19 protein-coding genes and 1 pseudogene are annotated in these 17612 nt (G+C 60.9%); 8 read left to right on the forward strand and 12 right to left on the reverse strand.

All coding sequences use genetic code 11. The annotated features are described in order from the left end of the window. Window positions 1-26: 26 nt before the first annotated feature. Window positions 27-593, forward strand: coding sequence for a chorismate mutase (locus tag GQX66_RS26385; RefSeq protein ID WP_240872011.1), 567 nt, complete (start codon window positions 27-29; stop codon window positions 591-593). 126 nt (window positions 594-719) lie between these two features. Next, on the forward strand, window positions 720-1082 hold the full coding sequence (locus GQX66_RS26390) for a hypothetical protein (RefSeq protein WP_240872012.1): 363 nt from the start codon (window positions 720-722) through the stop codon (window positions 1080-1082). 72 nt (window positions 1083-1154) lie between these two features. Here the strand turns inward: GQX66_RS26390 and GQX66_RS26395 are convergent, their stop codons facing one another. Continuing rightward, a complete protein-coding gene (locus tag GQX66_RS26395) occupies window positions 1155-1490 on the reverse strand; it encodes a hypothetical protein (protein WP_039767351.1) in 336 nt (111 codons plus the stop codon). Between the two features lie 174 nt (window positions 1491-1664). On the opposite strand from GQX66_RS26395, the gene GQX66_RS26400 reads away from it, so the two are divergent. Beyond that, the gene (locus GQX66_RS26400) at window positions 1665-3344 is read left to right on the forward strand and encodes a diguanylate cyclase (protein WP_129972728.1); all 1680 of its coding nucleotides are present in this window, start codon (window positions 1665-1667) and stop codon (window positions 3342-3344) included. Between the two features lie 124 nt (window positions 3345-3468). Here the strand turns inward: GQX66_RS26400 and GQX66_RS26405 are convergent, their stop codons facing one another. Then, window positions 3469-3855 (reverse strand): cytochrome c family protein, encoded by a 387-nt coding sequence (locus GQX66_RS26405; RefSeq protein ID WP_240872013.1) that lies wholly within the window; start codon window positions 3853-3855, stop codon window positions 3469-3471. Window positions 3856-3910: 55 nt separating this feature from the next. After that, window positions 3911-5242 (reverse strand): PLP-dependent aminotransferase family protein, encoded by a 1332-nt coding sequence (locus GQX66_RS26410; RefSeq protein WP_085746007.1) that lies wholly within the window; start codon window positions 5240-5242, stop codon window positions 3911-3913. A gap of 89 nt (window positions 5243-5331) precedes the next feature. Between GQX66_RS26410 and GQX66_RS26415 the strand changes: the two genes are divergently transcribed. Further along, window positions 5332-6225 (forward strand): DMT family transporter, encoded by an 894-nt coding sequence (locus GQX66_RS26415; RefSeq protein WP_085746006.1) that lies wholly within the window; start codon window positions 5332-5334, stop codon window positions 6223-6225. Window positions 6226-6228: 3 nt separating this feature from the next. Here the strand turns inward: GQX66_RS26415 and GQX66_RS26420 are convergent, their stop codons facing one another. Next, window positions 6229-7050 (reverse strand): AraC family transcriptional regulator, encoded by an 822-nt coding sequence (locus tag GQX66_RS26420; protein ID WP_085746005.1) that lies wholly within the window; start codon window positions 7048-7050, stop codon window positions 6229-6231. Window positions 7051-7184: 134 nt separating this feature from the next. Here GQX66_RS26420 and GQX66_RS26425 point away from each other — a divergent pair, with 134 nt between their 5' ends. After that, window positions 7185-7703 (forward strand): peroxidase-related enzyme, encoded by a 519-nt coding sequence (locus GQX66_RS26425; RefSeq protein WP_085746004.1) that lies wholly within the window; start codon window positions 7185-7187, stop codon window positions 7701-7703. A gap of 19 nt (window positions 7704-7722) precedes the next feature. Here the strand turns inward: GQX66_RS26425 and GQX66_RS26430 are convergent, their stop codons facing one another. Then, the gene (locus tag GQX66_RS26430; protein WP_085613247.1) at window positions 7723-9168 is read right to left on the reverse strand and encodes a SulP family inorganic anion transporter; all 1446 of its coding nucleotides are present in this window, start codon (window positions 9166-9168) and stop codon (window positions 7723-7725) included. A gap of 174 nt (window positions 9169-9342) precedes the next feature. On the opposite strand from GQX66_RS26430, the gene GQX66_RS26435 reads away from it, so the two are divergent. Then, complete coding sequence (locus GQX66_RS26435) at window positions 9343-9639, forward strand: hypothetical protein (protein ID WP_240872014.1); 297 nt, start codon at window positions 9343-9345, stop codon at window positions 9637-9639. A gap of 5 nt (window positions 9640-9644) precedes the next feature. Here GQX66_RS26435 and GQX66_RS26440 read toward each other — a convergent pair whose 3' ends face one another. Beyond that, the gene (locus tag GQX66_RS26440; RefSeq protein WP_240872015.1) at window positions 9645-10103 is read right to left on the reverse strand and encodes a GNAT family N-acetyltransferase; all 459 of its coding nucleotides are present in this window, start codon (window positions 10101-10103) and stop codon (window positions 9645-9647) included. Window positions 10104-10227: 124 nt separating this feature from the next. Between GQX66_RS26440 and GQX66_RS26445 the strand changes: the two genes are divergently transcribed. Next, window positions 10228-10869, forward strand: a complete 642-nt coding sequence (locus GQX66_RS26445; protein WP_240872054.1) for a TetR/AcrR family transcriptional regulator — start codon at window positions 10228-10230, stop codon at window positions 10867-10869. A gap of 9 nt (window positions 10870-10878) precedes the next feature. Here GQX66_RS26445 and GQX66_RS26450 read toward each other — a convergent pair whose 3' ends face one another. The 3 genes from GQX66_RS26450 to ggt form a co-directional block, all read right to left on the reverse strand. Continuing rightward, a complete protein-coding gene (locus tag GQX66_RS26450; RefSeq protein WP_240872016.1) occupies window positions 10879-11898 on the reverse strand; it encodes a lysozyme inhibitor LprI family protein in 1020 nt (339 codons plus the stop codon). A gap of 85 nt (window positions 11899-11983) precedes the next feature. Beyond that, window positions 11984-12517, reverse strand: a complete 534-nt coding sequence (locus GQX66_RS26455; protein ID WP_011334925.1) for a cysteine hydrolase family protein — start codon at window positions 12515-12517, stop codon at window positions 11984-11986. Between the two features lie 66 nt (window positions 12518-12583). Continuing rightward, complete coding sequence (gene ggt / locus GQX66_RS26460; RefSeq protein ID WP_240872017.1) at window positions 12584-14311, reverse strand: gamma-glutamyltransferase; 1728 nt, start codon at window positions 14309-14311, stop codon at window positions 12584-12586. Window positions 14312-14446: 135 nt separating this feature from the next. On the opposite strand from ggt, the gene GQX66_RS26465 reads away from it, so the two are divergent. Continuing rightward, entirely contained in the window at window positions 14447-14962 is a 516-nt protein-coding gene (locus GQX66_RS26465; RefSeq protein ID WP_240872018.1) for a methylated-DNA--[protein]-cysteine S-methyltransferase, read from the forward strand. Here GQX66_RS26465 and GQX66_RS26470 read toward each other — a convergent pair. From GQX66_RS26470 to GQX66_RS26480, 3 genes and pseudogenes are all read right to left on the reverse strand, one after another. After that, entirely contained in the window at window positions 14959-15549 is a 591-nt protein-coding gene (locus GQX66_RS26470; protein WP_240872019.1) for an NUDIX domain-containing protein, read from the reverse strand. The two genes, GQX66_RS26465 and GQX66_RS26470, sit on opposite strands and share 4 nt — an antisense overlap. A gap of 167 nt (window positions 15550-15716) precedes the next feature. Beyond that, window positions 15717-16718, reverse strand: a pseudogene (locus GQX66_RS26475) (chitinase); the annotation flags it as partial. A gap of 40 nt (window positions 16719-16758) precedes the next feature. After that, the gene (locus tag GQX66_RS26480; protein ID WP_240872020.1) at window positions 16759-17394 is read right to left on the reverse strand and encodes a lytic polysaccharide monooxygenase auxiliary activity family 9 protein; all 636 of its coding nucleotides are present in this window, start codon (window positions 17392-17394) and stop codon (window positions 16759-16761) included. Between the last annotated feature and the right edge of the window lie 218 nt (window positions 17395-17612).

Below are 17612 nucleotides of genomic sequence, written 5' to 3' on the forward strand. Positions count from 1 at the left end.
ATCACGACAGGAAGTGAATACCTCCCATGCGCCGTTCCCCGTTTCTGCTGAGTTGCACCTTATTGACCGCTCTGGCGACGAGCGTCCACGCCGGCCCCGCGCCCTCGCCCGAAGTGGTGCAAGGATTGGTGAACACCCTGAACGAACGCCTGAACATCGGCGACCTCGTCGCCCTGACCAAATGGGACAGCGGCAAGCCGATCCAGGACAGTCCCCGTGAGGCGCAGGTGATCGACAACGCCCGCAAGCTGGCTGCCGAACGCAAGCTCGATCCGGAAGACGTCGCGCAATTGATTGCCGCGCAGATGGAGGCCAACAAACTGGTGCAGTACGGTTTGCTCGCACAATGGCAAGCGGCCGGTGCCGCGCCGGACACGCCGCGACCGGATCTGGGCAAGCAGATTCGCCCGCGTCTGGACGAGTTGCAAACCCGTCTGCTGCAGCAATACGCCGACTTCACACCCTACCGTCACGATCCGAACTGCCCGGCGTGGCTGGCCAAGGCGCGTACCGGCCTGACCCGTGATGCGCTGCATGATCTGGCCCTGACCCGCGCCACCGGAGAGCTGTGCATTCGGCCGCTGGTGCCCTAGAACAAGGGTCCTGGCATTCATTGCTGGCGTCGATAGTCACCATCAGTTCAATGAAGTTCTCATAAAAAATCCGCGGCGTAACATCGGCTCCATACCCAACAAACAACACCCCTGGAGCACACGATCATGAAACGCCAAATCCTTCTCGGCATCGCTTTCTCGGTTCTTGCAGTCAACGCTTTTGCAGCCAAACCCGCCCACACCATGATCGCCGAAGGCGGTTCGGATCGGTTGATTGAAAGTCGCTTGGCCGAGGGTGGTTCGGATCGTCTGCAAGAACGCCGCGTTGCTGAAGGTGGCGCTGATCGCCTGCAAGAACGTCGCGTTGCTGAAGGTGGCGCTGATCGCCTGCAAGAACGCCGTGTGGCTGAAGGTGGCGCTGATCGTCTGATCGAACGCCGCGTTGCCGAAGGTGGCGCTGATCGCCTGCAAGAACGTCGCGTTGCCGAAGGTGGCTCGGATCGTCTGCTGGAACGCCGCGTAGCGTAACTCCGCTGTTTTACCGCAACACAAAGAAAAGCCCGGCCTGATCAGCCGGGCTTTTTCACGTCCAACCGGTGCTTATTGCACGGTTTTCAGTTTGACCACGTCACCGGAGACCTTGGTGGTGTAGCCGCTCAGGACCCATGCCCAGAACCAGTTTTCCTGAATCTGAGTGTTGATCATGGCATCGCCGCCCTTGGCCTGGATGGCGGCCTCTTGCGCACGGACGAAACGGCTGTTCTGCCGGATCGGGATCACGCCGAACAGCATCAGGCCGGTGGCAGTGGCTTCGCTGTGGCCAATCACGGTGTATTGGCTGCTGTCGTAATGTCTGGTGTTCATCGGCGTGCCGGTGCAACCTGCCAGAACCACACCGAACAGTGCGGCGGCGACTACTTTGCTGAGGTATTTCACTGCGAGACTCCATGGGAAAACGCCCGGGATCCGTCTCTCGGGCGGCGCACACTTTACCGAACGCAGTGGCTCATTGATATCGGCCTCGGCAGACTTTCATTAAACGCCTTGCTGGCAGCCCGTCCGCGATGTCGCATACCATGGCGCCACTTCAATAAAAACAGACATTTCTCCATGCTCAAAGCCAGTCTGCGCAGCCACCTGACCCTTTGGTTTGCCGGTTTGTCTCTGCTGACGCTATTGAGCGTGGGCTTTTACGTCGGTGATATCGCCACTGAGCAAATGAAACGCGCCAGCGGCAATGCGCTGCTGAGTACCGCGCGGTCGGCGGCGACACTGCTGGGCGAGCAGTTGCGCGAGCGGCAACTGGAGGTCTATCTGCTCAGCCGGGCGCCGCATCTGGAACGCGGCGATCTGGACAATCCGGCAATTCTCAAATCGATGCAGCTGCGCACCGAAGCCCGCTCCGAATATGCGTGGATGGGGGTGACCGATGCTCAGGGGCGTGTGCATCAGGCAGTCAACGGTTTGCTGGTAGGTCAGGTCGTGCTACAGCGCCCATGGTTTCAGGCCGGTCTGCGCGGGGAATACACCGGCGATCCGCACGAAGCCGTTTTGTTGGCGAAACTGTTGCCGGGTCTGCCCAACGGCGAGCCACTGCGCTTCATCGACTTCGCCGCGCCCATCCGCAACGCCGATGGGCAGGTGATCGGTGTGCTCGGCGCCCATGCGCACTGGAGCTGGGTCACGCACATCGTCGAATCGGCAGCGATGTCGCACAAGGGGGCGGAGCCGGATATCGAAGCGCTGATCATCGATCACGACGGCAAGGTGCTGTACCCGGAAGCGCTGGTTGGTCAACAAATGCCGGCCAAGGATCAGAAGTCCCCGGGCTGGGTCGTCGGCAACGGGTACCTGACCAGCGAGGTGACTGTGCCGACGCCTACGGGCACCGCGCTGTCGTGGTCGATTGCCGTGCGTCAACCACTGGACACTGCGCTGCAACCGGCGCGACTGCTGTTTTATAAATTGCTGTTGCTGGGGGTTTTCGCCGCCGTGGCATTCGGACTGGTTGCGTATTACCTGGCGCTGTACCTGAGCCGACCCATCGAGCACCTCGCGCGTTCAGCCCAAAAAGTGCAGAACAACCAGCCTGGTGCGGACTTTCCGCTCCGGCATCCCGTGCGGGAAATTGCCCAGCTCGGCCAGTCCATCGATGCCATGACCCAGTCGCTGCTTGCCAAGGAGCGTGAGCTGCAAGAGACCAACGCTTCGCTCGAAGCCACCGTCGCCCAACGCACGGCGGCCCTGACCCTGGCCAACGCCGAGTTGCTGAACCTCGCTACCCACGATGGCTTGACCGGTGTCTACAACCGTCGCCGCTTCGACGAAAAACTCACCGAATACAGCCTGTTGTTTCGTCGTACCGGGCGGCCGTTTGCATTGCTTCTGATTGATGCCGATCACTTCAAGCACATCAACGACACTCACGGCCATGCAGCCGGCGACGACGTACTGCAGCAATTGGCGCAGCTGATCCAGATCAGCATCCGGAGCACGGATTTTGTCGCCCGTTACGGAGGCGAAGAATTTGCGGTGCTGCTGCCGGAAATCGCCAAGCCCGATACGCCTGATATCGTCGCCGAGAAGATTCGGTCAGCGATTGCCGAGGCGACCTTTCCAGCGGCCGGCGCGGTGACGGTCAGCATCGGTGTCGGCCTGGCCGACCCGGCCGACAACGCTCCGACAGCACTGCTCAAACGTGCTGATCAACAGTTGTATCAGGCGAAAGCCGAGGGTCGTAATCGCGTAGCCTGCCAGACGTCACTCACCGAAGTTAACGGACTCGGCTGACCCGCGATTGAATCAGGTGTTGGTCTTCAATCGGGTCCAGAACCGTGTCATCAACCGGGCAATCGCTGCTGGCAGTTCTTCACAGTGAACGGGAACTGCATTGCGCAGCTCCCGCACAGACGCTTCATTGCTGAGAAAAGGTCTGAAGATACGCCAACAAATTATCGATCTTCTCTTCATCACTCAGCCCCCAAAAGATCATCCGCGTCCCCGGCACCACGCCCTTCGGATCCTTCAGATACTTCGTCAGCGTTTCACGATCCCAGGTCAGGCCGGAGTTTTTCATCGCGTCGGAATACACGTAATTCGCCGACGTCCCCGCCGGGCGGCCGATGATGCCGTTGAGTTCCGGGCCGAAACCCGGGCGGGCGGATTCGCCGACCTGGTGGCAGCCGCCGCACAGGCGCGGGAAGATTTTGGCGCCGGCCTCGGCGTCACCGGCAGCCAGTATTGGCGTGCTGAACAGGCCTGCGTTGAGGATCAGGGCGAGCGTCAATACAGCGTTTTTCATCAGGGATTTCCAGATCTTCGGCGGCGCCAAGGGTAATCGTGCGCGGCAAGTTGCGCTACAGGTAGGCGCCCACGACCTGACGAACTTTGAGCAAGGCTTGACGCAGGACAAGCATGTCCACCGATCCCAGCGCCAGGCGAATCGCGTGCGGCACATGGGTGGACACGGTGAAGGGTTCTGCGGTGGTGACGGAAACCTGCTCGTGCATCAACTCGACCACGATGTGGTCGGCCCGCACATCTTCCGGCAGCGGCAACCAAAGGAAATACGAAGAGGGATGGCTGACGGTCGGGAGACCTTCGAGGATCTGAGCAGCCAGTGCTTGCCGGGCTTGGGCGTCGCTGCGCTTTTGTGCTTCGAGGAAGGTGACGGTGCCGTCGTCGAGCCAGCCGCAGGCGATGGCGGTCATCACGCCGGGGGTGTTCCAGGTGGTGGCGCGGATGATCCGCTCCAGCGCCGCCACCTGCTCGACCGGCGCGGCAATGAAGCCGACACGCAGGCCGGTGGCGATGTTTTTCGACAGGCCCGACACGTAGACCGTGCGTTCCGGCGCGAGATCGGCCAACGGGGGCGGCGGGTTATCGACCAGAAAGGCGTAGGCCGCGTCTTCGATGATCGTCAGATCATGCCGGCGGGCAATCGCGATCAAATCCTCGCGCTGTGCCAGAGGCATTACCCAGCCCAATGGATTGTGCAGGGTCGGCATGCTGTACACGGCACGCACCGGTCGTTGGCGGCAGAGTTTGTCGAGGGCCGCCAGATCGGGGCCCTGCTCATTGACGGGAATCGCCACCACTTCCAGGTGCAGCGCTTCGGCCAGTACTTTGAATCCGGAGTAGGTCAAGGCGTCGGCGGCGATCACATCACCGGGTTTGAGCAGCGCCATCAGCGTTACCGCCAGCCCTTGCTGGGCGCCGTTGACGATCAACACCTGCTCGGCGTCGACACTCAAACCCCGTGTTTGCAGGTGCCGCGCCACCGAGGCCCGTTCATGCTGGCGACCGGCGTGGGGCTGATAGCGCAGCAGCGCCTCGAGGTCGCCGGACAGCGCCAGTTGCCGCAACGCGGTGCGCAGCAGCTCGGCCTGCCCCGGCAATGACGGGTAGTTGAAGTTCAGATCGATCATGCCGACCGCGACGTCCTTCTGGTCAATCCCCTGCCCCGGCAACAACGACGTTTCCCGCACAAACGTGCCGCGCCCGGCTTCGCCGCTGACCAGGCCCATGGCCTCAAGCTCGGCGTATACGCGCGAGGCGGTGACCAGCGCCAGCCCTTCGTTCGCTGCCAGTTGCCGGTGAGTCGGTAAGCGAGTGCCGGGCAAAAGGCGACCGGAGCGAATGTCGGCGGCATAGGTGTCGACGAGGGTCTTGTAACGGGAGCGCGGCATGTCGGGCTGTATCCATGACAATTCTTTGATTGTGCTGATTCTCGTCCCTAGGATTGTTTCAACGCAACCCACCACTGAGCGCAATGCGTATGGAACGAACCACCCAACTCGGCACCCCGGCCCTGGAAAAAACCAGCGGCTGGATCAATGGCTTTATCGGCGTCGTGATCTTCAGCGGCTCGCTGCCTGCCACGCGGCTGGCGGTGCTGGAATTCGACCCGGTGTTTCTCACCGTCATCCGCGCGACCATCGCCGGCGCCCTGGCGTTGTGCCTGTTGTGGCTGTTTCGCGAACGGCGTCCGGCGCGGGATCAGTGGTTGTCGTTGCTGATCGTCGCGCTGGGCGTGGTTGTGGGTTTCCCGTTGTTAACGGCCCTGGCGCTGCAATACGTGACGTCGGCGCATTCCATTGTGTTTGTAGGACTGCTGCCGCTGGCGACGGCGATTTTCGGCGTGCTGCGCGGCGGTGAGCGGCCGCGTCCGGTGTTCTGGATTTTTTCGGTGCTGGGCAGTTCGCTGGTGGTCGGTTTTGCTATCTCACAAGGCCTGACCGCCTCGCCCACCGGTGATCTGCTGATGCTGGCAGCGATCCTCGCCTGCGGCCTCGGTTACGCCGAAGGCGCAAAACTGTCGCGCACCCTCGGCGGCTGGCAGGTGATCTGTTGGGCGCTGGTACTGTCGTTGCCGGTGATGGCCGTGCTGAGCGTATGGCTGGCGCCCGCCTCGTTCAGCGGTATCAGCGTGTCGGCGTGGGTTTGCCTCGCGTACGTTTCGCTGTTCAGCATGCTGATCGGTTTTGTGTTCTGGTATCGCGGGCTGGCTCAGGGCGGGATTGCGGCGGTCGGGCAGCTGCAATTGCTGCAGCCGTTTTTCGGCCTGGCACTGGCCGCGACCTTGCTGCATGAACATGTCAGCGTGAGCATGCTGGTGGTGACGCTGGGGGTGATCCTGTGCGTGGCCGGGGCGAAGAAATTCGCCAAATAGTTTTCAGCTCGCGCCGGATTTCCATTCTCGCGGGCTGAGTCCGGTCTTGCGCCGAAACGCCCGGGCCAGCGCCGACGGACTTTCATAACCGACCTCTTCGGCGATCAACGCAATCGGCCGTCCCTCACGCAGGCGTTTCTGCGCGAGGCTGATCCGCCAGCTCACCAGATAATCCACCGGCGTCTGCCCCACCACCCGCCGGAAGTGTTCGGCGAAACCGGCGCGGGACAGATTGGCGGCACTCGCCAGCTCGGCGACGCTCCAGGCCTTGGCCGGCTGGTCGTGCATCAGGTTCAAGGCTCGGGAAATCTTCGGATCGGCCAGCCCGGCCATCATGCCCGGCTGCTGGTTGCGACTGCTGATTAAATGGCGCAACAACAGAATCACCAGCAATTCGAACAATCGGTCCATCACCGCTTCGCGCCCGCAGTGTCCGTCGAAAGCTTCTTTGAACAGCCACTCCAGGGTGTTGGCCATTTCCGGGAGGTCGGCGAGTTTCAGCACCAGATAATCCGGCAGCGCTTCCGCCAAAGCATTGCCCGCACCGCCGTCGAAGGTCAGCGAAGCGCACACCAGTTGCGTGCCCATGCCTTCATCGGCGAACAAGCGATGGGCCATGGGACGGGGGAAAAAGATCAGGGTCGGTTCGTTGAGCGAAATTTCAGGATCACTCCCGGGTTTGAGCAACAGCTCCCCCGCCTGCAACAGGTGCACATGCCCGCACACCTGATCGCCGCCGTAGGCGCTCACCCCGCAGAACGTGCCGCTGTGAAAGGTGCCGGCATTGACGCCGAAGTGGCTGAGCAGCGTGGAAAGGCGATCCATGACTGATTCTCGCAAGGACAGGTTTGGACGATCTGTCGCATATCCTCGACGATTTGCACCCAAAGTACCAGCCGCGCTCCGTAGCATTCACTCCATCCCCGGCGCACTTCGCACCGGAATTTCGGAGAATCACCATGAGCCGCATCGCCCCTCTCAGCCTCGAAACCGCCACCGACGCCACTCGCCCGACACTCGAAGGCGTGCAGAAAAAAATCGGCTTCCTGCCCAACCTGTTCAAGACCCTCGCCGTCGCACCTGTCGCGCTGGATGCCTACGTGCAAATCTCCGCCACTCTGGGCAAGACCTCACTGAGCGCCAAGGAAAAAGAGGCGGTGTATCTGGCCACCTCGCAAGTCAACGGTTGCGACTATTGCCTGGCGGCGCACACCCTGTTCGCCAGCAAGGCCGGGCTGGCAGCAGAAGAAATCATCGAAGCGCGTCACGGTCGGTTGAATGCTTTTGCCACCCTCGCCCATCAACTGACCGAAACCCGTGGTCATCTGAACGATGAGCAGATTGCCGCCGCCCGCGCTGCCGGCATCGACGACAAGAAGATCATCGAAGTGATCGCCGTCGTCGCCGCGCAAACCCTCACCAACTACCTGAACAACGTGGCGCTGACCGATATCGACTTCCCCGCCATCGATGCCTGACCAGTGACCGGGGTCGATCTCAGTCGTGATCGACCCCGGCGCGTTTCAGCAACTTCTTGCAGCGCTCGGACAGGTGAAACACCTGCAACTGCTTGCCCGCCTTGGCATAGCGTTCGCGCAGGGTTTTCAGCGCGGCGATGGCCGAGTAATCGACAAAGCTCAGGTGCCGGCAATCCAGCGTCACCCGTTGCGGGTCACTGGCCGGGTCGAACTGATTGAGGAACGGCGTGGTCGAGGCAAAGAACAGCGTACCGTGCAGGCGATACAGTTTGCTGCCGTCCGCTTCCAGATGTTCATCGGCGTACAGCTCGCGCGCTTGCTGCCAGGCAAAATTCAGCGCCGCGATAATGATCCCGCACAGCACTGCCGTGGCCAGATCGGTGAACACCGTGATGGTGGTTACCGCGATGATCACCAGCACATCGTTGAGCGGCACTTTGTTCAGCACCCGCAACGAGGCCCAGGCAAACGTCTGCTGCGACACCACGAACATCACGCCCACCAGCGCCGCCAGCGGAATCCGCTCGATCAGCGGCGACAGAAACAGAATGAACAGCAGAATCAAAACCCCGGCCACCACCCCGGACAAACGCCCGCGCCCGCCGGAACTGAGGTTGATCACGGTCTGACCGATCATCGCGCAACCGCCCATGCCGCCGAAGGCACCGGAGACTACGTTTGCCGCACCCAACGCCACGCATTCGCGATCCGGATAGCCACGGGTTTCGGTGATTTCGTCGGTGAGGTTGAGGGTCAGCAGGGTTTCCAGCAGGCCGACCAGCGCCATCAGAATCGCGTAGGGCGCGATGATGCGCAGGGTGTCCAGCGTCCACGGGATGTCCGGCAGCGCGAAGGTCGGCAAGCCGCCGGCGATGTGCGCCATGTCGCCGAGGGTGCGGGTCGGCAGGCCGAGCAGGTAAACCAGCAAACCGACGCCGAGGATCGCCACCAGTGCCGGCGGCACGGCGCGGGTCAGGCGCGGCAGGATGTAGACGATGGCCATGGTCAGCAGCACCAGCCCGGTCATCAGGTACAACGGCGTGCCGCTGAGCCACTGTTCACCGCTCTTGAAATGCTCCAGTTGCGCCAGCGCGATGATGATCGCCAGACCGTTGACGAACCCGAGCATCACCGGGTGCGGCACCATGCGCACCAGTTTGCCCAGCCGCAGCAGCCCGAACGCCATCATGATCAAGCCACCGAGCAACACCGTCGCTAACAGATATTGCACACCGTGTTGCACCACCAACGCGACGATCACCACCGCCATCGAACCGGCCGCTCCGGACACCATGCCCGGCCGGCCACCGAACAGCGCGGTCAGCGTGCAAATGATGAAGGCGCCGTACAGGCCCATCAGCGGATTGAGGTGGGCCACCAGCGCAAACGCAATGCATTCGGGCAACAGGGCAAACGAGGTGGTGAGTCCGGCCAGGACATCGGCGCGCAGACGAATCGGTTTCATGGCTTACCTGACAGAGCGGCCGACGGGCGCGGCCGCATGCATTGGCGCAAAAGAGCGCCGCGGAAAAAGAGGGTTGCGGATGTTACGCAAATGCGCCGGCGTGGGCTAGCAATCGCTGACAGGAACGGGTTGGCGCTCTATGCTTGCGCGCTTCATCGATCAACGGGTTTGAACATGTCACCGCTATCCACTCGCGAAGTCTGCCAGCGATTGCGCGATGCGGCGTTGGAGGTTTGCGCGCTACAGCATATTGCGCAGGAATCCGGGCCCGGCCAGATCTCGGTCGAGATCGACGGCTGGCAGCTGTTGCTCGACTTTGACGGTCAGCGCCTGCATCACTGCCTGCATTGCCGGTGCCCGGAAGATCGGGTGTGGCGACTCGACACGACTCAGCGTTTCGGCACCGACCCGGTCAGCCTGCTCAGCACCTGGGAGCTGGCGCAGATCGAGCGGTTGCTGAGGGCCGACTGAGCGGATCAGCCCTGCCGCAAGTCCAGCAGGTAGGTGTAATAGCCGGTGTCACGTACCCAACCGAGTGATTCGTACAAACCCTGGGCGGTGAAATTGTCGGTGGCGGTTTCCAGCACCAGTCCCTTGGCGCCGGTTTCGACGGCGAAGTTGCGGGCGGTGTTCATCAATAGTCGCCCCACTCCACGGCCACGGGCGGCCGGCGAGGTGAACAGGTCGCTGAGCAACCAGGTGCGATGGGCGTCAATCGAGGAAAACGTCGGATACAGCTGCACGAATCCCAGCGCCTCACCGCTTTCATCCTCAACCAGAAAAATCGCCGATTCATTGCCGGCCATGCGTTCGGCGATGAAGGCCAGCGATTGCTTGAGATTTGACGGCTGGCCATAAAAACCGCGATAGCCGTCGAACAGCTTCGCCACCGCGTCGAGGTGAATCGTCGTGGCGCGCAGTGCCTGAAGGGTCATTGTCACTTTCCTGAGGTTACTGAAATTGAAACCAGCATAGCGCTGAGGAGCGAGTTCGCTGGCCTAATCGCTATATAGTTTTGTATATTTCAAACCCGAAATGGCCAGACCCTCCATGCCGTCCATGAGCAGCATCCGCGAACGCAACCAGCAACTGATCCTGGCCGCCGCCAGTGAAGAATTCGCCGCCAACGGCTTCGACGCGACCCAGACCCGCGACATCGCCGCCCGCGCCGGTGTGCCCAAGGCCAATCTTTATTACTACTTCCAGAGCAAGGAAAACCTCTACGGCAAAGTGCTGCTCGGCTTCGTCGAACCGTTGCTGGAAGCCTCGGCGGTGCTGCGCGAAAGCGACGACCCACTGATTGGCCTGCGCGCCTACGTTGCCGCCCGCATCCGCATCGCCCGCGAGCATCCGGAAATCGCCAAGGTTTTCAGTGGTGAGTTGCTGCTCGGCGGCCGCCAGTTGCCCGACGAATGCCGCGACCTGCTGCACGGCGAAGCCCGGCGCAATGTCGAGTGCCTGCGCAGCTGGATCGACCGCGGGCTGCTGGCGCCGGTGGATCCCGAGCATCTGATGCTGTTTATCTGGTCGGCGACGCGCACCTATACCAACATTGGCTGGCAGATGGGGCGCATCACCGGACGGGAGGTGCCGCAGGATGAGGATTATGCGGTGGCGGCGGAGACGATTACGCGGTTGGTGTTGAGCGGTGCGGTGTCCGAGCCGGTGAGTGATGTTCGCAGGTTGATGTTTGCGACCTGAACGGGAGAGTCAGGGCATCAGGTCCAGAGGTAGTGTCGCATCCCCCGCCAAACGTTCACGCCATGCCAGCAGCACATCAGGCACCCGCTTTTTCCATTTGGGAACGTTGGTGTAATACCGCGCCCTGACTTTGCGTTGCTCATCGAAAACCAATAGCACCAGCCAAACTCGGCCTCCCGGCGCGCTCATCAGAATCGCCGCGTTGCTGGAAGCCAGACCTCGCAGCCAGAACTCATTGACCTCACCCCCCGGCACATCACTAGAGGTCTCGCCGGCTGCCATTGAGCCGCTATTTTGCAGCAGCGTCCGATAGTCATTTTTGAGCAACGTGCGTAATGCCTGATCTTCTTGCTGCGTACGCACGACGCCAAGGCTCAGCAAGTCGTATTCAATCGCGATCGGTTGGTCAGATGCCACATACCTTCCATCGTAGTAAACGCCCATCCCGCCACCACAAGCCCCCTCACCTCCGTCGGAATCAACATCCAGCAAACCGTTGAGGGCGCTGAATTTCAGGGTGCAGTTGCCTTCAGCGAAATGCGCTACGGCACCGTCGATTGTGGCCACACCGTCCATGTCACCAGAGTTGCCACCATTTGACGCAGAAACATCAAAGGCAATATGCGTGGCGTCCACACGCTTGGTTATGACTTCTGCCGCCGATGAAACGCCCCACGGAATCATCTGCCAGGTGGCATCCCAGCTGAAAGGCTTGGCCACGTATTCAAGTGCTTTCAGACGCATCAAATATTCACGGCGCAGGCAGGAGCTATTGGCAGCGCATTGATTGCGCTGTTTCAACCATGAACGCTGATCAGCCTTGAGCGCTTGCGGGTCAGCCACCTGCGCCAACGTTGTCCGCCAGAGCGCCCCGAGTTTCTCATCGAGACTCGAGGTATACGGATCCGCACAAACGGCTTTTTCAACCGGGCTGGAAGCGCCAGCACAGTCGAAACTGGCAGCGTGGGAGGCGGTAGCAAATACGAAAGACGTCAGCAGCAAGGCGTGACGGAGATTGAAAACGAGCATCGACAGATTCCATTCCTGAGGCGGCGGCAGTATGCCGGGCCCGGGCTATCGATGGCGGGCAACCGGGCTCTAGCGCAAGAAAGAGTCAGAATGTGATCCCGGCCGCCGGCTTCACATCGATCCTCGCCACGGAACCGGTCAGGTGCGCCCAGTCCTTGTTGTGTTCGGCGATGATGTCTTCGGCGCTCATGTTGCCGTTGTCGACGGTGGAGTGCGCGTCGGCCGCCAGTTCCACGTCGTAGCCCAGTTGATGGGCCTGGCGCACGGTGGCGTTGACGCAGTAATCGGTTTGCAGGCCGCAGATCACCAGGCGATCGAAGTCTTCCCGGGGGATCAGTTTCTGCAGGTTGGTCTGGTAGAACGAGTCGTTGGCGGTCTTGTCGACGCGCAGATCGCCGGGCGCGGTGGCCAGGCCGTCAGCCAGTTGCCAGCCCTCGGCACCGTGGGCAAACGGGCTGTCCTTTTCGTTGTGCTGGATCAACACCACCGGCACACCCGATTGACGCGCGCGGGCGCTGAGGCCGTTGATGGTATCGATCACCCGTTTGATGTCGTGGCACTCGTATTCGCCTGTGCACAGGGCGCGCTGGACATCGATGATCAGCAATGCGGTGGTCATGGTGAGCCTTCCTTGATCGGTCCTTGAGACAGGGGCGGACGTGTGCCCGCCCCCTTTTTACTCTGCTCAGTAACCCAATGACAACCCGGTGTTGCGCCGTGGATCGTTGGCGCCGTAGAAGCGGTTCTTGCCGACCGGTTTACCCCCCAGCGACGGTGCACCGACCAGAATCGCGGCGATGTGGTTGGCGTCCTGCGGCCCCGCAAACTTGTGGCCCCAGCTCTCGAGAATCTTCTTCGTGTCGGGGCTGGCGGCGAAGTCTTCGAGGTTGGTTTCCTCCGGCATCCACTGCTGGTGGAAGCGCGGCGCATCGACCGCTTCCTGCAGGCCCATGCCGTAGTCGATGACGTTGAGCATGGTCAGCAGGGTCGCGGTGATGATGCGACTGCCACCCGGCGTACCGACCACCATCACCACTTTGCCGTCCTTGGTGACGATGGTCGGGCTCATCGAAGACAGCGGCGCCTTGCCGGGAGCGATGGCGTTGGCTTCGCCCTGCACTAGGCCGTACATGTTCGGCACGCCGACCTTGGAGGTGAAGTCGTCCATTTCATCGTTGAGGATCACCCCGGTCTTGCTCGCCATCACCCCCGCACCGAACCAGTCATTGAGGGTGTAGGTGACCGAGACCGCGTTGCCCCACTTGTCGACGATCGAATAGTGCGTGGTGTTGCTGCCTTCATGGGGCGCGACGCCGGGTTTGAGTTCCGCCGACACACCGGCCTTCTGCGGCTGGATCGCGTTGCGCAGCTTGGTCGCGTAGTTCTTGTCCAGCAGGTGTTCGATCGGGTTTTTCACGAAATCCGGGTCGCCCAGATAGCTGTTGCGATCCACGTACGCATGGCGCATTGCCTCGATCTGGTAGTGCATGCCCTGGGCCGAATGGAAGCCCAGATCTTTCATCGGATAGCCTTCGAGGATGTTCATGATCTGGCAGATCACCACCCCGCCGGAGCTTGGAGGCGGTGCCGATACGACGTGATAACCGCGATAGTCGCACTCCACCGGGGCCAGTTCGCGGGTCTTGTATTTGTCAAGGTCGGCCTGGGTGATGATGCCCTTGTTGGCCTGGCTGGACGTGACGATGGCGTCGGCCACCCAGCCTTTGTAGAAACCGTCGGCGCCTTTTTCGGAAATGGTGCGCAGGGTTTTGCCCAGGTCCTTCTGCACCAGTTTCTGCCCGACCTGCATCGGTTCGCCGTTGCTCAGAAAGATCGCACCGGAATCCTTGATGTCCTTCTTGAACACGTCAGTGGCGTATTCCAGCAGCTCGACGTCGCCCTGCTCCAGTTCGAACCCGTCTTCGGCCAGTTTGATGGCCGGGGCAATCATTTCCTTGCGCGGCTTGGTGCCGTACTTGCTCAGCGCCAGCTCCATGCCGGACACGGTTCCCGGAACGCCGACCGCGAGGTGGCCACGGGTACTCAGGTCCGGAATGACGTTGCCGTCTTTGTCGAGGTACATGTTGGCCGTTGCGGCCAGCGGGGCTTTTTCGCGGAAGTCGAGGAAGGTCTTGCGTCCGTCCGCCAGTTGAATGGTCATGAAACCACCACCACCGAGGTTGCCCGCCGCCGGGTAAACCACCGCCAGTGCATAGCCCACGGCGACCGCCGCATCCACCGCGTTGCCGCCACTTTTCAACACGTCGACACCCACGTGAGTGGCCAGGTGCTGGGCGGTGACCACCATGCCGTTTTCGGCAGCAACCGGGGCAACCGAGGCGGCGTGGGCCATTAGGCAGCTGAGCACCAATGAGGTCGCAATCAGCGATTTGGCAAAAGGTTCGTACTTCATGAGTCGGTCTCTTCTTTTTATAAGGTAGGAAAGCGCTTCAAGAGCATCAGCCAGTATGGTCGCGATTACGGTTTGCGCCTCCCTGATCCGGCAGTATGCTGGGCGCAGTTTTCGCCCCAACCCGGAGTTTTCCCCATGGCCTATACGTTCATCACCCTGCCCTCGCCCATCGGCGAGTTGAAGCTGGTCGCGAACGGCTCACGTCTGGCCGCCATCCTCTGGGAAAACGACAAACCGAACCGGGTGCGACTGGGACCGATGAGCGAAGCACCGGACAATCCGGTGTTGATGAAAACCGCGCGACAGCTGGAAGAATATTTTGCAGGAACGCGAAACGCGTTCGATCTGGAGCTGGACTTTGCCGGCACCGACTTCCAGAAAAAGGTCTGGGCCGCACTGCTGACCATTCCGTTTGGTGAAACCCGCACCTACAGCCAGATCGCCGAACAGATCGGTCACCCGAGCGCGGTGCGTGCCGTCGGCGCGGCGAACGGGCGCAATCCGATTTCGATCATTGCGCCGTGCCACCGAGTCATCGGTGCCTCAGGCAAACTGACCGGTTTTGCCGGAGGCCTGGAAGCCAAGGAGCGCTTGCTGACCCTGGAGGGTGGCCAGTGGTCGGACATCGGTAAAACCGGTGACTTGTTTTAACTGCCAAACAGGTTATTCATCGCCGCGTATTGCAGCAGCATGATGGTCTTGGCATCGCAGATCTCGCCTCGATGGAACGCCGCCAGCGCGTCGTCGAAACGCCACTCCAGCACTTCAAGTTCTTCGGTCTCTTCTTTCAGACCGCCCCCCTCACTGACCTTTGACGAGGCATCGTACTCGGCGATGAAAAAGTGCAGTTTCTCGGTCACCGAGCCGGGGCTCATGTAGGCCTCGAACACCTTCTTCACGTCATGCACGCGGTAGCCGGTTTCTTCCTCGGCCTCGTCGCGAATGCGCTGCTCCGGCGCCGCGCCTTCAAGCAATCCGGCCGCCACTTCAATCAGCAGACCGTCATGACCGTTGACGAACACCGGCAGGCGGAACTGCCGGGTCAGCACCACGGTGTGCTGCTCGCGGTTGAACAGCAGAATCGCCGCGCCATTGCCACGGTCGTAGACCTCGCGCGTCTGGCGCTGCCAGTCACCGTTGTTGCGGTGATAGTCGAAGGTGATTTTCTTCAGCAGATACCAGTCGTGGGACAACACCTGGGTATCGACGATGTTGACCCGCTCGGCTGTGTTGGACATGACGCCTGATCCTTTTTTGTCATCGGAAGATGGCCATGGTAGGTGAAATGATGCGAACCGCCGACGAAAAAAAGCCCGGCAGCGCTACCGGGCTTTTCCTTCATTGACTACTGATGCGCCACGTTCACCGTTGCTGTATCAGTGCCCTGGGCCGCAGACGGCGCCCCGTGAATCAGGGGTCCATAACGACGACTGAATTCCCAGTTGTACGGCACGCGATCCTTGCTGGTGCCGTTGTCCCAGTTCACCGACCAGGTCATCAGGCCCTTGATCGGATGCCCTTTGACCGCCAGACGTTTCATCGCGTTGCCGACCACGGTTTTGTCGATCACGTAACCGGTGGCGGCGGCATCGACGTTGGCCGGTAGGCCGATGACGAACTTGTCCGCCGGGATCTTCGTGAAACCGCGAGTACCGGTCACAAGGCTCTCGGTCAGGTAATAGAGGAAATCCTCTTTCATCGCGTCGTTGTTCTGGGCGATCCACGCGCCGTTGCCGTTATTGGCTTCCGGCACCCAGACCCCGTCGCCGCCCTGGTTGTAGAACTGCGGAGCGATGAAGTCGTAATAGCCTTCCAGCGCTTGCAGGTAACCAACGTATTTGCCGGAGGTGGTCAGGTACGGAAACTCCGGCGCCATGCTGATGATGAAATGCTTGCCCTGGCCTGCGTAGTGATCCTTGACCAGTTTCAGCGCGGCCGGCAGGACGGTCTTGTTGGCAGCGAAATCAATCGCGCTCTGTTCAAGATCGATGTCCAGACCATCGAAGCCGTAGGTTTCCACCAGACGGATGATTTCGTTGGCCAGCGGTTGCTCCTGACCGGCGCGCAACTCGATGTGCGCATCGGCACCGCCCAGGGAAATCAGCACGGCCCGTCCCTGACTGTTGAGCACGCCGACCTGACGGCGGAACTCGGCATCGGAGACGTTGAACGGCTTGAAGGTCGGAATCCCGCTGCCCTTCATGAAGGCCACCGCGACCACGTTGTATTCCTTCGGCACGTTTTCCAGCGCGATGTTGGCGAACTGACCGCGCTGGTAACCGTCGCTCGGGCCGGCCGGCCAGTTGTGCCAGAAGCCCATGAGGATCTTCTTGCCGGCAAGGCTTGGCATCAGCGACGCCGCGTCGCTGGCCTGGTTTTTCAATAGGGTGAAGTCGATGTTTGACATGTTCTAATCCTTCAGAACGTGTGGGTTTGACGTTGCGGACTTATTTGAAGTCCACATCGAAGGCCTGATAGAAGGCGTTGCCGGTGTTGGCGACGATCCACATCAGGGCGATGACGTGATGACCCTGCTTGTTGTCCGGAAGTTTCACGGCGTGGTTGACCTTGGCTTTCAGTTCCGCCGAATGACTGTAGTACGGCACTTGCGGATAGAAATCCTCGGCGAAGGGTTGCGCTTCCAGTTGCGCTCGGGTGATGCGTTGTTTCGGGTCCCAGCCATCCTTGGTGATCAGCCAGCGATAACCGCGGGTGGTGTGCGGCGCGGTGTACTCCCATTTGACCTCAAGGGTCTGGCCGGGGGTGACATTGAGCAGCGGCCAGGAGAACGGACGCCCGAGTTTCTTGCTCATTTCTTCTGCGGTGAAGTTCACACAGTCACGTGCGTCGTTCTTGCCGCCACTGAGAATATAGCCGTCAGCCGGCGGTACGACGCTCGGGTTGTCGCTTTCGAAGGGCGCCGGGAACGGACCGGCCGCGAGTGCCGGGAAGTTCTTGCCGCCTTCCATTTCATTGACCTGCCAGCCGCCGAGCAATCCTTGCTCGATGGCCACCGCGCCGCGGCTTGCAGGGGAAATGACGCGACCGTGTCGCAGTTGGGTTTGAGCTTGTGGTTGGTTCATGTTTTTCACTCCGTTGATTTAAGAACTCTCCTGTCCGAGGAGAGGCCTTCAAGCTAACGGAGGGGGATTTTTTGTCCATCGGCGGTTTTGTCGCAGTCTGCCTCGACGAAACTCGAAAAACGCCGAAAACACTGTATATAAACACAGTATATTGCGACGACGCTCACCCGACACATGGCAAAAGGACTACACCGCGTCATTACAAAAACCTGCATTCA

It is taken from the genome of Pseudomonas sp. B707 (assembly GCF_022496685.1).
Taxonomy (GTDB): Bacteria; Pseudomonadota; Gammaproteobacteria; order Pseudomonadales; family Pseudomonadaceae; genus Aquipseudomonas; species Aquipseudomonas paraglycinae.